Source organism: Iodidimonas muriae (genome assembly GCF_014647255.1).
In the GTDB taxonomy this organism is placed as follows: Bacteria; Pseudomonadota; Alphaproteobacteria; order Sphingomonadales; family Rhodothalassiaceae; genus Iodidimonas; species Iodidimonas muriae.
Genome location: NZ_BMOV01000006.1, coordinates 175,560 through 190,114, shown reverse-complemented (window position 1 = coordinate 190,114; position 14,555 = coordinate 175,560). Strand labels below are relative to the sequence as shown.

Below are 14,555 nucleotides of genomic sequence, written 5' to 3'. Positions count from 1 at the left end.
CCCTTGGTCTGAAAATCAGACGCCGGCGGCCGCTTTCACTTCTGCAGCGAAATCGGTTTCTTCTTTTTCCACGCCCTCACCCAGCGCAAAACGGCTGAATGCGGTCAGTGTGATGGGAGTTCCAGCTGCTTTGGCAGCTGCTTCCACAACCTGTTCGATACGGTTTTCACCATCCACAACGGAAGCCTGACGCAGCAACACCACTTCTTCATAGTATTTGCGCATACGGCCTTCGATCATCTTTTCGATGATATTGTCCGGCTTGCCGGAAGCGCGCGCCTGATCGCTGAAAATGGTTTTTTCACGCTCGATCAACTGGGGATCAAGATCTTCCACCGTCAGGGATTGCGGAGCCGTTGCCGCCACATGCATGGCGATATGCTTGGCCAAGGGCGCCAAAACATCTTCCGAAGCACTTGATTGCAGCGCCACAAGAACGCCGATCTTGCCAATACCATCGGAAACCGCGCCATGGACATAGCTGCCCACATAGCCTTCGGAGACTTCAAGTGCAACAGCGCGCCGGAAGGACATATTCTCGCCAATCGTGGCGATCAGATGTGTGACCTGCTCTTCCACTGTGCGGCCTGCCCCCGGGAAATCGCTGGCTTTGATAGCATCCACATCGGAGCCCGCAGCAAGCGCAATTTTGGCAACTTCGCTCACAAAGCCCTGGAACTGGTCGTTACGGGCAACGAAATCGGTTTCCGAGTTCACTTCAACCATTGCACCGCGCGTGCCGTTTGTGACAACGCCGATCAGGCCTTCAGAGGCCACGCGACCGGATTTCTTGGCAGCGGCCGCCAGACCTTTTTTGCGCAGCCAATCAATGGCGGCTTCTACATCGCCGTCATTTTCACCCAGCGCTTTTTTGCAATCCATCATGCCCGCACCGGTTTTGGTGCGAAGCTCTTTCACCATTGCAGCTGTAATTCCAGCCATGTTCTCTTCCTCGAGTCTTATCCTGATAGGGTCGAAGGGGCGGCACGGTTTTCATGCGCGCCCCGAATGGAGCCTTATTCGGCGCTTGCCGGAGCAGCATTTTCTTCGGAAGGCTGCGCGCTTTCGATAAGGGCTTCTTCAACCGGCGCTTCATCCATGGCGCCAATATCGGCCCCGCTTGCACCAAGCTGCTCGGAAATCCCATCAAGGATGGAAAGGGCCATCAGGTCGCAATAAAGTTTGATGGCGCGGGTGGCATCATCATTCCCGGGAACAGGGAAAGACACACCATCGGGATTGGAATTGGTATCAACCACAGCCACCACGGGGATGCCAAGGCGATTGGCTTCCTGAATGGCAATTTCTTCACGATTGGTATCGATGATGAAAATGAGATCAGGCAAACCACCCATATCGCGGATACCGCCCAAAGACAGCTCGAGCTTATCGCGCTGGCGGGTCAATTGCAGGCGTTCTTTCTTGGTGAAGCCGGTGGTCGTATCGGCCAAACGCTCATCAAGTTGCTTCAAACGCTTGATCGACTGGGAAATGGTCCGCCAGTTGGTCAGCATGCCGCCAAGCCAACGGTGGTTCACATAATATTGCCCGGAGCGACGGGCCGCATCGGCCACGATCGGGGATGCCTGACGCTTGGTGCCAACGAAAAGCACGCGGCCGCCACCGGCGACAACATCGCGGACTTCTTTCATTGCACGGGCAAGCAGGGGAACGGTTTTCGACAGATCAACGACATGAATGCCGTTACGATCACCGAAAATATACGGCCCCATCTTGGGATTCCAACGATGGGTTTGATGGCCGAAATGAACGCCAGCTTCCAAAAGCTGACGCATGCTGAATTCTGGCAGCGCCATAGGTCTCTCTCCTTTACCGGTTCGTCCTCCATGAGCCAAAATATCTCTGAACATTCAGAAACACCGGATGGCGGGAAATGACCTGCGGGTCACCCTGCCTTGCGGCCCATGTGTGGAATAAGCGTGGCCTATATCGGTCCGCCTCGGATTGCAAGGGAAATCGCACCAATGAAGGGCCGTTCTGTCACAATCCGATACCGACAACTTATCCCCAGAGTTCACAGCTGTGGATAAGAATAACGGGGACAAAGCGCAAAAGGGCTCAATTTATCTTCACTGTTTCGATGCTTCATGGCATCTGTCATGTCTATGACCGAATATACTCAAAACATGACCCACAGTGACGCACGAGACAGCGCCGCTGATGACACATTGGATTATCGCCGGCCTCCCAGCAATCTGGAGGTCGAGCAAGCGCTGCTTGGCGCCATGCTGGTAAACAATGAAGCCGCCGAACAGGTGCGCGAATATCTGCATCCGGAACATTTTTTTGAACCGGTGCATGGGCGCATCTATGAAATGATTCTGCGGCTCATTGACCGCGATCATACGGCAGACCCCATCAAGCTGCGGCCATTTTTCGATAAAGATGAAGCCCTTGCCGATATGGGCGGCGGCGCGTATCTGGCGCGTCTGGCCGCATCGGCCGCCACCATCATCAATGCGGTGGATTATGGCCGCACCTTGCGGGATCTGGCGCTTCGCCGCTCATTGATTTCAGTCGGCAACGAAATGGTGGTCAGTGCTTATGACGCCGACCCTGCGGATTCGGGCGAAGGGCAATTGGAGGCGGCGGAATCGAAACTGTTCGATCTGGCGCAAACCGGAAGTGCCGGCACCTCTTTCACGCCTTTCCGGACCGCTGTTTATAAAGCCCTGGAAGCGGCGGAAGCCGCGTATAAAGATCCGGATAAAATTTCCGGCGTGTCCACAGGGCTGAAAGCTTTGGATGCGCAAATTGGCGGCCTGCATCCCACCGACTTGCTGATCCTGGCCGGGCGTCCGGCCATGGGGAAAACCTCGCTGGCAACCAATATCGCCTTCAATGCTGCCAAACGCTGGCTTGATGATAGGGAAGCCGGGGTGGATATGAAGCGCACACGCGGTGCGGCGGTGGCCTTTTTCTCGTTGGAAATGTCGGCGGATCAGCTTGCAGCCCGTGTGGTTGCCGACCGCGCCAATATCAAATCCGAAGAAATGCGCCGGGGCCGTTTGACCGATTCCCAATTTGAAGATCTGGCCCGCGCCGTGCGGGATATCGAAAATTTGCCGCTTTATGTGGATGATACCGCCGCCCTTTCCATTGCCGGGGTTTACACCCGTGCGCGGCGATTGAAGCGGCTGCACAATATCGGTCTGGTGATTGTCGATTATCTGCAACTTCTAAGCGGCTCGACCCGATCGGAAAGCCGGGTACAGGAAATCTCGGAGATCACCCGTGGCCTGAAGGCCTTGGCGAAAAAGCTGGAGGTGCCGGTGATGGCGCTGTCTCAGCTTAGCCGTACAGTGGAAAGCCGCGAAAACAAACGCCCACAGCTTTCGGATTTGCGTGAATCCGGCTCCATTGAGCAGGATGCTGATATCGTGATGTTCGTCTATCGTGATGAATATTATAAAGAGCAGCAAAAGCCCGATGAGGGCGATGAGAAAAAATTCGCCGAATGGGTGGATATGATGGAGCGGTCACGGGGATTGGCCGAGGTGATCGTGGGCAAACAAAGACATGGCCCCACCGGCACCGTGCGCCTGCGCTTTGCCAAGGAAACCACGCGCTTCACCGATGAAGCGGTTCCCGAATATACCGCCGACAGATTTGAATAAGGATAGCATGCTGCACAAAAAAGGCACGCTTGCGTGAATTGACCCATGCCAAGCGGTCCTCTAAGGTCGCGCGCACTTATGATCGAATTCTGTCCGCATGTCGGCCCTATCTTCGGATTTTTACGGCTTATGTATCTTATCTCTGTCGCCAGGTCTGGCCTTTCATTCAATGGCTTGCACCGCACACTTCATGAAAAGGATGTGCTGTGAATTTTTTTGCCACTGTTGGTCGCTTCACTCTTGAAGCGCTGGCGGCATTGGGCCGTCTTGCCATTTTCGCCGCCAATTCGGTCCGTCATGTGCTGCAACCGCCGTTCTTTTTGAAGAATATCGGCCAACAAATGATGGTCATCGGATATTATTCCTTACCTGTTGTGGGGCTGACCGCCTTATTCACCGGCGCCGCTTTGGCCCAGCAAATCTATGTTGGCTCCGAGCGATTCAATGCTGAAAGCACCATGGCGGCCGTTGTGGTGATCGCCATTGTGCGCGAGCTTGGGCCGGTATTGGGGGGGCTGATGGTCGCGGGGCGGGTATCGTCTGCCATGGCCGCCGAAATCGGCACCATGCGGGTGACGGAACAGATCGACGCTTTGGTGACACTCTCCACCGATCCCTATAAATATCTGGTGGTGCCGCGCCTTCTGGCCGGGCTCGTCACCCTGCCCCTTCTGGTGATCGTTGCCAATACCATCGGCGTGTTCGGCGGTTTTCTGGTGGCGACACAACGGCTTGGCTTTAATCCGGGTAATTATCTGGTGGCCACCATGAATTTTCTGGAAACCACCGACATTGTATCGTCCTTGGTAAAAGCCGGGGTTTTCGGGGTGATCATTTCGCTGATGGGCTGTTATCACGGCTATCATTCTTCCGGTGGCGCGCAAGGCGTGGGACGGGCCACCACCAATGCGGTTGTGTCGGCCTTTATCCTGATTTTGCTGGCCAATCTGATCATCACCATCACGGTGTTTCAATCATGACGCAAACTCCCAAAATTGAATTAGCCGGTGTCAAAAAGCGCTTTGGCTCCAAAGTGGTTCTGGATGGTGTCGATCTGACGGTCCTCAAAGGCGAAAGCCTTGTGGTCATTGGCGGATCGGGCACCGGAAAATCCGTTTTGCTAAAATGTATTCTGGGGCTTTTGCGCCCGGAAAGCGGCATGATCCGTATTGATGGCAAAGATGTGCTTCGCCAGTCCCATAAGGAACGCAAAGCCCAAATGGCCAAATTCGGGATGCTGTTCCAAGGGGCGGCGCTGTTCGATTCCCTGCCCGTCTGGGAAAATGTGTCCTTCGGCTTGATGAAGGCACGCGGCATGAAGCGCAATGAAGCCAAAGAGATCGCCATTGAAAAGCTGCAGCGGGTTGGCCTTGCTGCGGATGTGGCCAATTTGCACCCCGATGAACTGTCCGGCGGGATGAAAAAGCGGGTGGGATTGGCGCGGGCCATTGCCACCGAACCGGACATTATCTTTTTTGACGAGCCAACCACCGGGCTTGATCCCATCATGGCCGATGTGATCAATGATCTGATTGTCGAATGTGTAAGGGATCTGGGGGTCACCACCGTTACCATTACCCATGATATGGCCAGTGCGCGGAAAATCGCCGATCAGGTGGCCATGCTTTATCAGGGCAAGATCATCTGGCAAGGCGCCAAGGAACAGGTGGATAACAGCAACAACGCCTATGTGGATCAATTCATCCACGGGCGCGCTGATGGACCGATCAAAATGGCTGTTCGGTCGGCCTAGGGCGGCGGCTTCGATTGATTTCCCCTCTCGCCGGATAAAGTGCTGCGATTGGCCAAAATACACTTGCGATATAAGAACAAAACGCTAACATCCAGACTATGGCGAAAACACAGACACAATTTATCTGCCAATCTTGCGGGGCGGTTTATCGCAAATGGCAAGGTCGCTGCGACGATTGCGGCGAATGGAACTCCATCACGGAAGAAGTCAGCCTTGGTGCATCCGGGCGGCCCAAAGGTCTGGGCGGCAGCCGGGGGCGCAAAGTGGATCTGGTGGATCTTGGCCAACCGGCGGACAATCCGCCCCGCCTGCAAAGCGGTCTGGCGGAATTCGATCGCGCTACGGGCGGCGGTCTTGTGCCGGGCTCGGCGCTGCTGATCGGCGGAGATCCGGGAATCGGCAAATCCACATTATTGTTGCAAGCCATGGCGGCGCTTTCCAATGCCGGACATTCTTGCGTCTATATTTCTGGCGAAGAAGCCACGGCACAGGTGCAGATGCGCGCCGATCGTTTGGGGCTGAGCAAAGCGCCATTGGCTTTGGGCGCGGCCACCAATTTGCGGGATATCCTTACCACCGTGGATGGGGCCAAACCGCCTGCGGTGCTTGTGATCGATTCCATCCAGACCGTGTTTGTGGATAGCCTCGATTCAGCCCCTGGCACCGTGGCGCAAGTGCGGGCATGTGCTGCGGAATTGATCTCCTTTGCCAAATCCCGCGGCACGATCATATTGATTGTCGGCCATGTGACCAAAGACGGCCAGATCGCCGGCCCCCGCGTTTTGGAGCATATGGTTGATACGGTGCTCTATTTTGAAGGCGAACGCGGCCACCAATATCGCATTTTAAGAAGCGTCAAGAACCGCTTTGGCGGCACCGATGAAATTGGCGTTTTTGAAATGACCGGCATGGGCTTGGCCGAAGTATCCAACCCTTCCCAACTGTTCTTATCGGACCGATCGGCCGAAGTGGCGGGGTCGGCTGTGTTTGCGGGAATTGAAGGATCGCGCCCCGTTCTGGTGGAAATCCAAGCGCTGGTGGCGGCCAGTTCGGCGGCCAATCCGCGCCGTGCCGTTGTGGGCTGGGATTCCGGTCGCTTGGCCATGGTCCTGGCGGTTTTGGATGCCCGATGCGGCCTTGGGCTGTCCTCTTCGGATATTTATCTCAATGTGGCAGGCGGCTTAAAGGTGGGGGAACCTGCGGCGGATTTGGCCGTTGCCGCTGCCCTTGTATCGTCACTTTCCGGTGTTCCTGTCCCCGCTGAAACCGTTATTTTCGGGGAAATCAGCCTATCGGGCGATGTCCGCCCCGTTACACAGGCAGAAGCCCGGCTGAAAGAAGCTGCCAAGCTTGGCTTTTCCCGCGCTTTGGTGCCAGCCAACACCAAAGCCGGTGGCAATAATCTAAAGCTGAACAGCTGTGGGCGATTGCAAGATCTGGTGTCGGTGTTTGCAGACGGTGAAATGGTGTAAGCTTATGAACTGGCATCGGCGGCTAAATGGGTGCCAGAACAGAATTATGCGTTAGTCTGTGCCATCGGGGCCGGCCAGTCCGGCATGTTTATTGATCTCCGCGAGGAAGAGCATGAGCGAAAGTTTGACAGCCTTTGATGTGATTGTACTGCTGTTTGTGGGCGGTACGGTGCTCTATGCGGTGTTTCGCGGCTTTACCACCATGTTATTAACGGTTGTCGCATGGTTCGGAGCGGTGGTGATCACGCTTTATGGCATGCCCTATGCGTCCGGTTTTGCCCGCGATTGGATCACGCCGGCCACATTGGCGGATTTCATCGCCCTGCCCTTATTGTTTATTGTCAGTCTGGTGCTTTTAAAATTGATCGCCGGATTTATCGGATCAAAGGTGCGCTCAGGCCCTGCCGGTTTTCTCGATCGATCCCTGGGGGCGGCTTTGGGGCTGTTTTTGGGGGCTGTTCTGGTGTCTGCCACATATTTGTTCTTTTCGTCTGTTGTGGGGGAAAAACGCTATCCCCAATGGGTGCAAGATGCGCGATTGAAACCCTTGGTGGCTTATGGGGCAAGCATGCTTGCCAAAACCGGGCCGGATATATTCCGCGCGGTAAAAGACGATCCGACCGGCGATGCGCTGCTGGATCAGATGCGGGAAAGCTATGATCAGTCAAAAGACCGGCTGCGCGATGCAGCCGAGCCCGCCTATGAAGAGGCACAGCGGCGTTTGATGAATCAAAAATTCGAAGAACTTTTGAAAACAAAAGAACAAAATGAGGAAGATGGCGGCGACTGATCGGCCATATGGGGAAAACACCTTTCCACAAGCGCACTCAAAAGCTATATGAAGGCAGACTTTGGACCCTCCAACCAAATCAGGGGCCGCACCGGACATGAGCCACCAATCGCAATGTCGTCCGCTTTCTACGCATCCTTTCGATGATGATAAGCTCCATGAAGAATGTGGCGTTTTCGGAATTTATGGCACAGAAGATGCCGCCGCTCATTCCGTTTTAGGGCTGCACGCCTTGCAGCATCGCGGGCAAGAAGCCGCCGGTATCACCGCATTCGATGGCAAGCAATTTGTCACCCAGCGACAATTGGGCCTTGTGGCCGATAATTTCACCAGTGAAAAGCTGATCGGAACCTTGAAGGGCGACGCGGCCATTGGCCATGTGCGCTATTCCACGGCGGGTGGCAGTTCCATACGCAACGTGCAGCCCTTGTTCGCGGATCTGGCAACAGGCGGCTTTGCCGTTTCCCATAATGGCAATCTCACCAATGCGTGGCATTTGCGCCGCCAGCTCGTAAAGCATGGCTCTATTTTCCAATCCACATCCGATAGCGAAGTCATCATTCATCTTGTGGCCACCTCGGGCTGTCATACCTTATTGGACAAATTGATCGATGCCCTCCACAAGATTGAAGGGGCTTATTCTCTTGTCACCCTTACCCGCGAAGGGCTTATGGGGGTGCGCGATCCATTGGGTGTACGGCCTTTGGTGCTGGGGAAACTGGGCGATGCCTATATCCTGTGCTCGGAAACCTGTGCGCTGGATATTTTGGGCGCCCGCTATGAACGCGATGTGGAACCGGGCGAAATTGTCATCATCAATAATAATGCCGGGGTGCCAACAATCCGTTCTATCAAACCGTTCGAGCAGTGCAATCCGCGCCCTTGTATCTTCGAGCATGTCTATTTTGCCCGCCCCGACAGCCTTGTGGATGGTCTGTCCGTTTATGATGTGCGTAAGCGCATTGGCGCGGAACTGGCCCGCGAAGCGGCTGTTGACGCGGATGTGGTGATCCCCGTCCCCGATTCAGGCGTTCCCGGAGCCATCGGCTATGCAGCCGAATCCGGTATTCCCTTTGAATTAGGGATTATTCGCAATCACTATGTGGGCCGTACCTTCATCGAACCATCGGACCAAATCCGCCATTTGGGTGTCCGTCTCAAACACAATGCCAATCGCTGGCAGATTGATGGAAAGCGCATCATTTTGGTGGATGATTCCATCGTGCGTGGCACCACATCCTTGAAGATTGTCGATATGATGCGGCAAGCGGGCGCGCGCGAAGTGCATATGCGCATCGCCAGCCCCCCAACCCGACATAGCTGCTTTTATGGTGTCGATACGCCGGAACGGTCAAAGCTGTTGGCTGCCCGTATGGATATCGACGAGATGTGTCGCTATATCCATGCGGACAGTTTGGCCTTTGTCTCCATTGATGGGCTTTACCGCGCCTGCCAGCAGGAAAATGGCCGGCAAATGGACCGGCCAAGCTATTGTGACGCCTGCTTTACGGGCGATTATCCGACGCATTTGACTGATCAAGATCAAGAGCCCGATTTAAAACAAAGGGCAGAAATCACCGCTTTAAACTAACGGGAATATCTTTATGGGACGATTGACAGGCCGCCTTGCCGTAGTCACTGGCGCTTCGCGGGGTATTGGATATGCCGTGGCCAAGGCGCTGGCATCGGAAGGGGCGCATATTATTGCCATTGCCCGCCCCCGCAGCGTTGGCGCTTTGGAAGAACTGGACGATGACATCCGCGCTTTGGGCGGGGAAGCCACCCTGACGCCGGTGGACCTGACCGATTATGACGCCATCGACCGGCTGGGTGCCGCCATTTATGAACGCTGGGGAAAATTGGATATTTTGGTGGGCAATGCAGGCTTGCTGGGATCGCTTTCCCCCCTTGGGCATTTGGATATCAAGGAATGGAACAAGGTGATGGCGGTGAATGTGACAGCCAATTGGCGGCTGATCCGCAGCCTTGATCCGCTATTGCGCCAATCCGATGCCGGACGGGCCCTGTTTGTAACCTCTGGGGCGGCCCATAAAGCGGTTCCTTATTGGGGGCTTTATGCCACCAGCAAAGCCGCTTTGGAAAAAATGGCCGAAATTTATGCGGCAGAATGTGCAAAAACCAATGTTCGGGTGAATCTGATCAATCCCGGCCCCATCCGCACCGGCATGCGCGCCAAAGCCTTCCCCGGAGAAGATCCGGATATTTTGGCAAAGCCCGCCGATATTGCACCGCTTTTCGTGGAAATGGCCTGCCCGGATTATACGAAAAACGGCACAATCGTTCATTATAAGGATTGGGCCAAAGCCTCTTAAGCGTCGTTGCTGCTGGCGGCGAATATATACGGACCACCGGCTTTTAAGGCGCGTTTAAAGGCCGGGCGGGCATGAATACGTTTCAAATAAGCGGCAATATGGGGATAGCTGCCAAGGCCTGTGCTGCTGGCGGCGATTTCCCCAATAAAGCTGAGCATGAAATCAGCGGCGCTGAGCCTGTCGCCCATGATCCAGTCTTTCCCCTCAAGGGCCTGATTCAAATAGCCCAGCATCTTGTCCATCTCGCCCGCGATGCGCGGCTGTAAAGGGGCTGCAGCCTCACCCAGTTTTCCACAATAAAGTCCCAGCAAAAATGGCAGCATGGCCGAGCCCTCGGCAAAATGCATCCATTGCTGATGCTCCCAATAGGCCGCGCTGTTTTGAGGTGGGGTCAGAGCGCCCTTGCCATAAAGCTGCGTCAAATAATCCACAATGGCACCGGATTCTGCGATCACCGTGCCATTATCCACAATAACCGGCGATTTCCCCAGCGGATGAATGGCGGCCAGTTCAATTGGTGCAAAGCGGGTTTGCGCATCACGTTCATAGCGCACCACTTCATAATGAACACCCAGTTCTTCCAGCAGCCACAAAATGCGTTGCGAGCGGGAATCGCTTAAATGATGAAGCGTAATCATATGTGCCTGACCTTTTATGATTTTGAGGGAAGGTTTTTGGGAAGATTTCTGGAAATGCCAAGCATCATGCGCGCTTATGCACGTGCCCGCAAGGCAGCATCCAGCGCCAAACGGCCCCACTCTTCCATATCATCCGCATCGTCCAAAACACTTTCCGGTGCCTGATAATAAGACATGGTTGCAAAGGTGCCGTCCTTCTTGGGATAGTGAAATGCCTTTAGATCTTCGGCTTCAAACCGGTCGCGGTTTTCATCATCCACTTTCAAATAGAGCGCATCATCAATGGCGATGGCAAAAAACAGATCATCGCAATAAAAGCCAACGCCGCCAAACATGCGCTTGCTGCGAATGATGCCCAAAGGCTCCATCCGTTCTTTCAACAGCTCTAAAAACTCCGATGAAACGGCCATAATGCGCCTGTCGTTCTAGGATGCCGGGGGTAAATGAATGGTCAAACCATCAAGCTCGGGGCTGACAGTGATCTGGCACCCCAAGCGAGATGTTGCGGTAACATTGGGGGCAAGATCCAGCAGATCATCTTCATCGGCGCCCATTTGTGGCAGGCGGGCAAAATCCGCCTCGGAAAAAATCATATGACAGGTGGAACAGGCCAGATTGCCGCCGCATGCGCCTTCCACATCGATGCCTTCAAAATGCGCCAGCTTCATCAGCGATATGCCAATGGGGGCGTTCACAGTCCGGCTTTCCTTGCCGTCGCTGGAAACGAAGGTGAGTGTTACCATGCGCCTACCCATGTTCCTACTTGTCCCACCCCAGTTCCGTAAGGGCTGTGATAACCGTTCGAGCGGCGAAATCAATGTCTTCCGGCGTGGTGAAGCGCCCGATTCCGAAACGGATGGAGGACAAGGCATCTTTGCGGCTGCGGCCAATGGCTTCCAATACATAGGACGGGCCAGAAGTGGCCGAGGCACAGGCCGCCCCCGACGACACAGCCAGATCGCGTAACGAGGATAATAAAAGGTCCCCGTCCACCCCGGGAAAGCTGAGATTGATATTGCCCCAAAAACGCGCGTGGCGATCACCGTTCAAAATCACCTGCGGGAACGCCTGTTCAATGGGATCAAGAAAGCGCTTGGCCAAATGATCGATATGCGCTTGATCGGCCTGCATCCGGGTTTTGGCTATGCTGGCAGCCTGCCCCAGTCCCACACATAAAGCCGGAGACAAGGTTCCGGAGCGCACGCCCCCTTCCTGCCCACCACCCGACATTTGCGGCACAAAGCGCACCCGTGGCCGCGCCCGACGCAGATAAATGGCCCCGATACCCTTGGGACCATAAATTTTATGGCCCGAAATACTCATCAAATCGATATTCATCCCGTCCACATCCAGCGGGATTTTTCCATATGCCTGCGCCGCATCACAATGGAAATAGACCCCGGCCTTGCGGCACAGCGCCCCGATCTCGGCCACCGGTTGGATCACGCCAATTTCATTATTGACCGCCATCACAGACACAAGCGCCGTATCGTCGCTTAATGCCTGAGCCAAAAGATCCAGATCGATAAGCCCATCGGGTTTCACCGGCAACCAGGTGATCCGCGCTCCATGGCGGGCGGCGGCCTGCGCGGATTCCACCACGCATTTATGCTCTGTCACCGGTATGATCAGATGAGGTTTTTGCGTGCTTAACGCCTCCATCACACCTTTGATGGCCAAATTATTGGATTCCGTTGCTCCCGATGTGAAGAAAACCGATTTTGCATCTGCATTGATAAGCCCGGCTACAGATTTACGCGCTTCTTCAACCGCGGCCTCTGCCTCCCACCCATAGCGATGGGTGCTGGAATGAGGATTACCAAAGCCCTCGACAAACCAGCGTTGCATGGCTGTGAACACCTTGGGGTCCAGGGGCGTGGTGGCCTGATAGTCCATATAGACAGGGGTTTTGGGTGCCATGATACCATCTCTTTGCGTGAAAGATTAAACCAAAGTCCCCAACCGGCGTTGACTGCGCTGGTAAAGCCTGCACCAGCAAGATACAAAACGCGCCACATCTGCATCGCTGGTGTTGCGGCCAAGGCTAACGCGGATCACTTGGCTGGAAAGCGTATCATCACAGCCCATCGCCTTGAGCACATGGCTTGCCCGCACCTTTCCCGATGAACAAGCAGAGCCGGAACTGATGGCGATCCCTTCAAGGTCAAAGGTCATCACCTGCGTTTCTGCCGACATGCCGGGCATATATATGGCGCTGGTATTGGCAATACGCGGCACCGATTGCCCGAAAACAAGAGCATCCGGTGCATTTTCAATGATGGCCGCTTCCAGATCATTGCGGCGTTTTTCAATGGCGCTATTTGTGTCAAGATGCGCCAAGGCTTCACGGGCCGCTGCGCCAAAGCTGGCAATGCCGGGAAGGTTTTCCGTGCCGGACCGCCGCCCTAATTCCTGCCCGCCACCAACCGCTTGCGCCGCAATCGCAAGGCCGGGGCGCACCCATAAGGCTCCCACGCCCTTCATGGCACCAAGTTTATGCCCCGAAAGGCTGATGCAATCCGCACCCAAGGCCATGCAATCAAGGGCAATACGCCCTGCTGCCTGCACCGCATCACAATGCAGCACCCCACCAGAAGCCTGCACTTTCTCGGCAATATCGGCAATAGGTTGAATGATGCCGGTTTCATTATTGGCCAGCATGATCGAAACAATGGCCGGCTCTGACGATTGCGCCAAAAGCTCCTCAAGGGCTGCGAGGTCTACCACCCCAGTGGTATGCACCGGACATATCTGCACATTTGAATTTATCGCACGTGCTGAAGCCAGAACGCTGTCATGCTCGATGGCGGAAACAATCAGCCGCCGATATGTTTTCGACCCGGCATAAAGCCCCTTGAGGGCAAGACCATTGGCTTCCGTCCCGCCAGATGTAAAAACGATATCGCGCGGTCGGGCAGCCAGAAGGCTTGCCACCTCTGCACGGGCATTTTCAACCAACGCCTTTGCCGCGCGCCCTTCCTGATGCACGGATGACGGATTGCCCATAAGCATCATGGCATCCAAAGCAGCGGCCCGCGCCGCAGCTGTAACCGGAGCAGTGGCGTTATAATCAAGATAGAGGCGATCTTTTGTCATGGGTTTGAAATGGCACGCCCATGGCCATATTTCAAAGGCAAATATCCGATTTCAGTGACAAAATAAGCCGATTACTTGCGCAGGGGCTGTTTGGGGCTATATAAAGGCCTGATCAGGGGCATTTGCCCCTTTGCCCGGAATTTTGGGGCGATTCCCCGAATTAGCCCCTACTGGAGAGAGTCCACCCCCTTATGCCTGACGTGATTTTTAACGGCCCCGAAGGCCGTCTTGAAGGCCGTTACCAGCCCGGTAAAACCCCCAATGCCCCGGTTGCGTTGATTTTGCATCCTCATCCGCAATTTGGCGGCACCATGAACAATAAAGTGGTGTACCACCTGTTTCATGCCTTTGCCCAACGCGGTTTTGCAACGCTGCGCTTCAATTTCCGAGGCGTAGGCCGGTCGCAAGGCGAATTCGACAATGGCATTGGCGAACTATCTGATGCCGCGGCCGCGCTGGATTGGCTGCAAACCTTCAACACCGATGCCCCCGCCACTTGGGTTGCCGGCTTTTCCTTCGGGGCATGGATTTCCATGCAATTGCTGATGCGTCGTCCTGAAATTCAGGGCTTTATTTCTGTTGCCCCCCCTGCGGATAAATATGATTTCACGTTCCTGGCCCCTTGCCCGTCCTCGGGCCTTATGGTTCAGGGCACGGCAGATGATATCGTCGCACCGGCTTCGGTACAAAAGCTGATTGAAAAACTGAAACAGCAAAAAGCCATCACCATCGATCAATCCATCATCGAAGGTGGCGACCATTTCTTCGAAGGAAAACTGGAAGAAATGATCGGCGAGGTGAACGCCTATCTCGACAAGCGCCTAGGCTGAATAAA

The 14,555-nt window shown here is 54.9% G+C and carries 15 protein-coding genes; 8 read left to right on the top strand and 7 right to left on the bottom strand.

Annotated elements, in window-relative coordinates:
* Window positions 1-15: 15 nt before the first annotated feature.
* Both tsf and rpsB read right to left on the bottom strand, forming a co-directional pair.
* Window positions 16-942, bottom strand: a complete 927-nt coding sequence (gene tsf / locus IEX96_RS09820) for a translation elongation factor Ts (RefSeq protein WP_150005071.1) — start codon at window positions 940-942, stop codon at window positions 16-18.
* A gap of 74 nt (window positions 943-1,016) precedes the next feature.
* Complete coding sequence (gene rpsB / locus IEX96_RS09815) at window positions 1,017-1,817, bottom strand: 30S ribosomal protein S2 (protein ID WP_150005072.1); 801 nt, start codon at window positions 1,815-1,817, stop codon at window positions 1,017-1,019.
* A 303-nt stretch (window positions 1,818-2,120) separates the two neighbouring features.
* Between rpsB and IEX96_RS09810 the strand changes: the two genes are divergently transcribed.
* The 7 genes from IEX96_RS09810 (at window position 2,121) to IEX96_RS09780 (ending at window position 9,986) form a co-directional block, all read left to right on the top strand.
* The gene (locus tag IEX96_RS09810; protein WP_229773650.1) at window positions 2,121-3,638 is read left to right on the top strand and encodes a replicative DNA helicase; all 1,518 of its coding nucleotides are present in this window, start codon (window positions 2,121-2,123) and stop codon (window positions 3,636-3,638) included.
* A gap of 206 nt (window positions 3,639-3,844) precedes the next feature.
* Entirely contained in the window at window positions 3,845-4,618 is a 774-nt protein-coding gene (locus IEX96_RS09805; protein ID WP_150005073.1) for an MlaE family ABC transporter permease, read from the top strand.
* Entirely contained in the window at window positions 4,615-5,391 is a 777-nt protein-coding gene (locus IEX96_RS09800; protein WP_150005074.1) for an ABC transporter ATP-binding protein, read from the top strand. The genes IEX96_RS09805 and IEX96_RS09800 overlap by 4 nt, the downstream gene beginning before the upstream one ends.
* A 98-nt stretch (window positions 5,392-5,489) precedes the next feature.
* Window positions 5,490-6,863 carry a DNA repair protein RadA gene (radA, locus tag IEX96_RS09795; RefSeq protein ID WP_150005075.1) on the top strand — a complete coding sequence of 458 codons (1,374 nt, stop codon included), beginning with the start codon at window positions 5,490-5,492 and terminating at the stop codon, window positions 6,861-6,863.
* 112 nt (window positions 6,864-6,975) lie between these two features.
* Window positions 6,976-7,653 (top strand): CvpA family protein, encoded by a 678-nt coding sequence (locus IEX96_RS09790; protein ID WP_150005076.1) that lies wholly within the window; start codon window positions 6,976-6,978, stop codon window positions 7,651-7,653.
* 97 nt (window positions 7,654-7,750) lie between these two features.
* Window positions 7,751-9,244 (top strand): amidophosphoribosyltransferase, encoded by a 1,494-nt coding sequence (gene purF / locus IEX96_RS09785; protein WP_188873853.1) that lies wholly within the window; start codon window positions 7,751-7,753, stop codon window positions 9,242-9,244.
* A gap of 13 nt (window positions 9,245-9,257) precedes the next feature.
* The gene (locus IEX96_RS09780; RefSeq protein ID WP_188873852.1) at window positions 9,258-9,986 is read left to right on the top strand and encodes an SDR family NAD(P)-dependent oxidoreductase; all 729 of its coding nucleotides are present in this window, start codon (window positions 9,258-9,260) and stop codon (window positions 9,984-9,986) included.
* Here IEX96_RS09780 and IEX96_RS09775 read toward each other — a convergent pair.
* The 5 genes from IEX96_RS09775 to IEX96_RS09755 form a co-directional block, all read right to left on the bottom strand.
* Window positions 9,983-10,624, bottom strand: coding sequence for a glutathione S-transferase family protein (locus IEX96_RS09775; RefSeq protein WP_150005077.1), 642 nt, complete (start codon window positions 10,622-10,624; stop codon window positions 9,983-9,985). The genes IEX96_RS09780 and IEX96_RS09775 overlap by 4 nt on opposite strands.
* Window positions 10,625-10,698: 74 nt before the next feature.
* Window positions 10,699-11,034, bottom strand: coding sequence for a TfoX/Sxy family protein (locus IEX96_RS09770; protein WP_150005078.1), 336 nt, complete (start codon window positions 11,032-11,034; stop codon window positions 10,699-10,701).
* 15 nt (window positions 11,035-11,049) lie between these two features.
* On the bottom strand, window positions 11,050-11,367 hold the full coding sequence (locus IEX96_RS09765) for a 2Fe-2S iron-sulfur cluster-binding protein (protein WP_150005079.1): 318 nt from the start codon (window positions 11,365-11,367) through the stop codon (window positions 11,050-11,052).
* Window positions 11,368-11,383: 16 nt separating this feature from the next.
* Entirely contained in the window at window positions 11,384-12,544 is a 1,161-nt protein-coding gene (locus IEX96_RS09760) for a cysteine desulfurase family protein (protein WP_150005080.1), read from the bottom strand.
* A 24-nt stretch (window positions 12,545-12,568) separates the two neighbouring features.
* Window positions 12,569-13,720 carry a cysteine desulfurase family protein gene (locus IEX96_RS09755; RefSeq protein WP_150005081.1) on the bottom strand — a complete coding sequence of 384 codons (1,152 nt, stop codon included), beginning with the start codon at window positions 13,718-13,720 and terminating at the stop codon, window positions 12,569-12,571.
* A gap of 191 nt (window positions 13,721-13,911) precedes the next feature.
* Between IEX96_RS09755 and IEX96_RS09750 the strand changes: the two genes are divergently transcribed.
* Window positions 13,912-14,550, top strand: coding sequence for an alpha/beta hydrolase (locus IEX96_RS09750; RefSeq protein WP_150005082.1), 639 nt, complete (start codon window positions 13,912-13,914; stop codon window positions 14,548-14,550).
* Window positions 14,551-14,555: the final 5 nt, after the last annotated feature.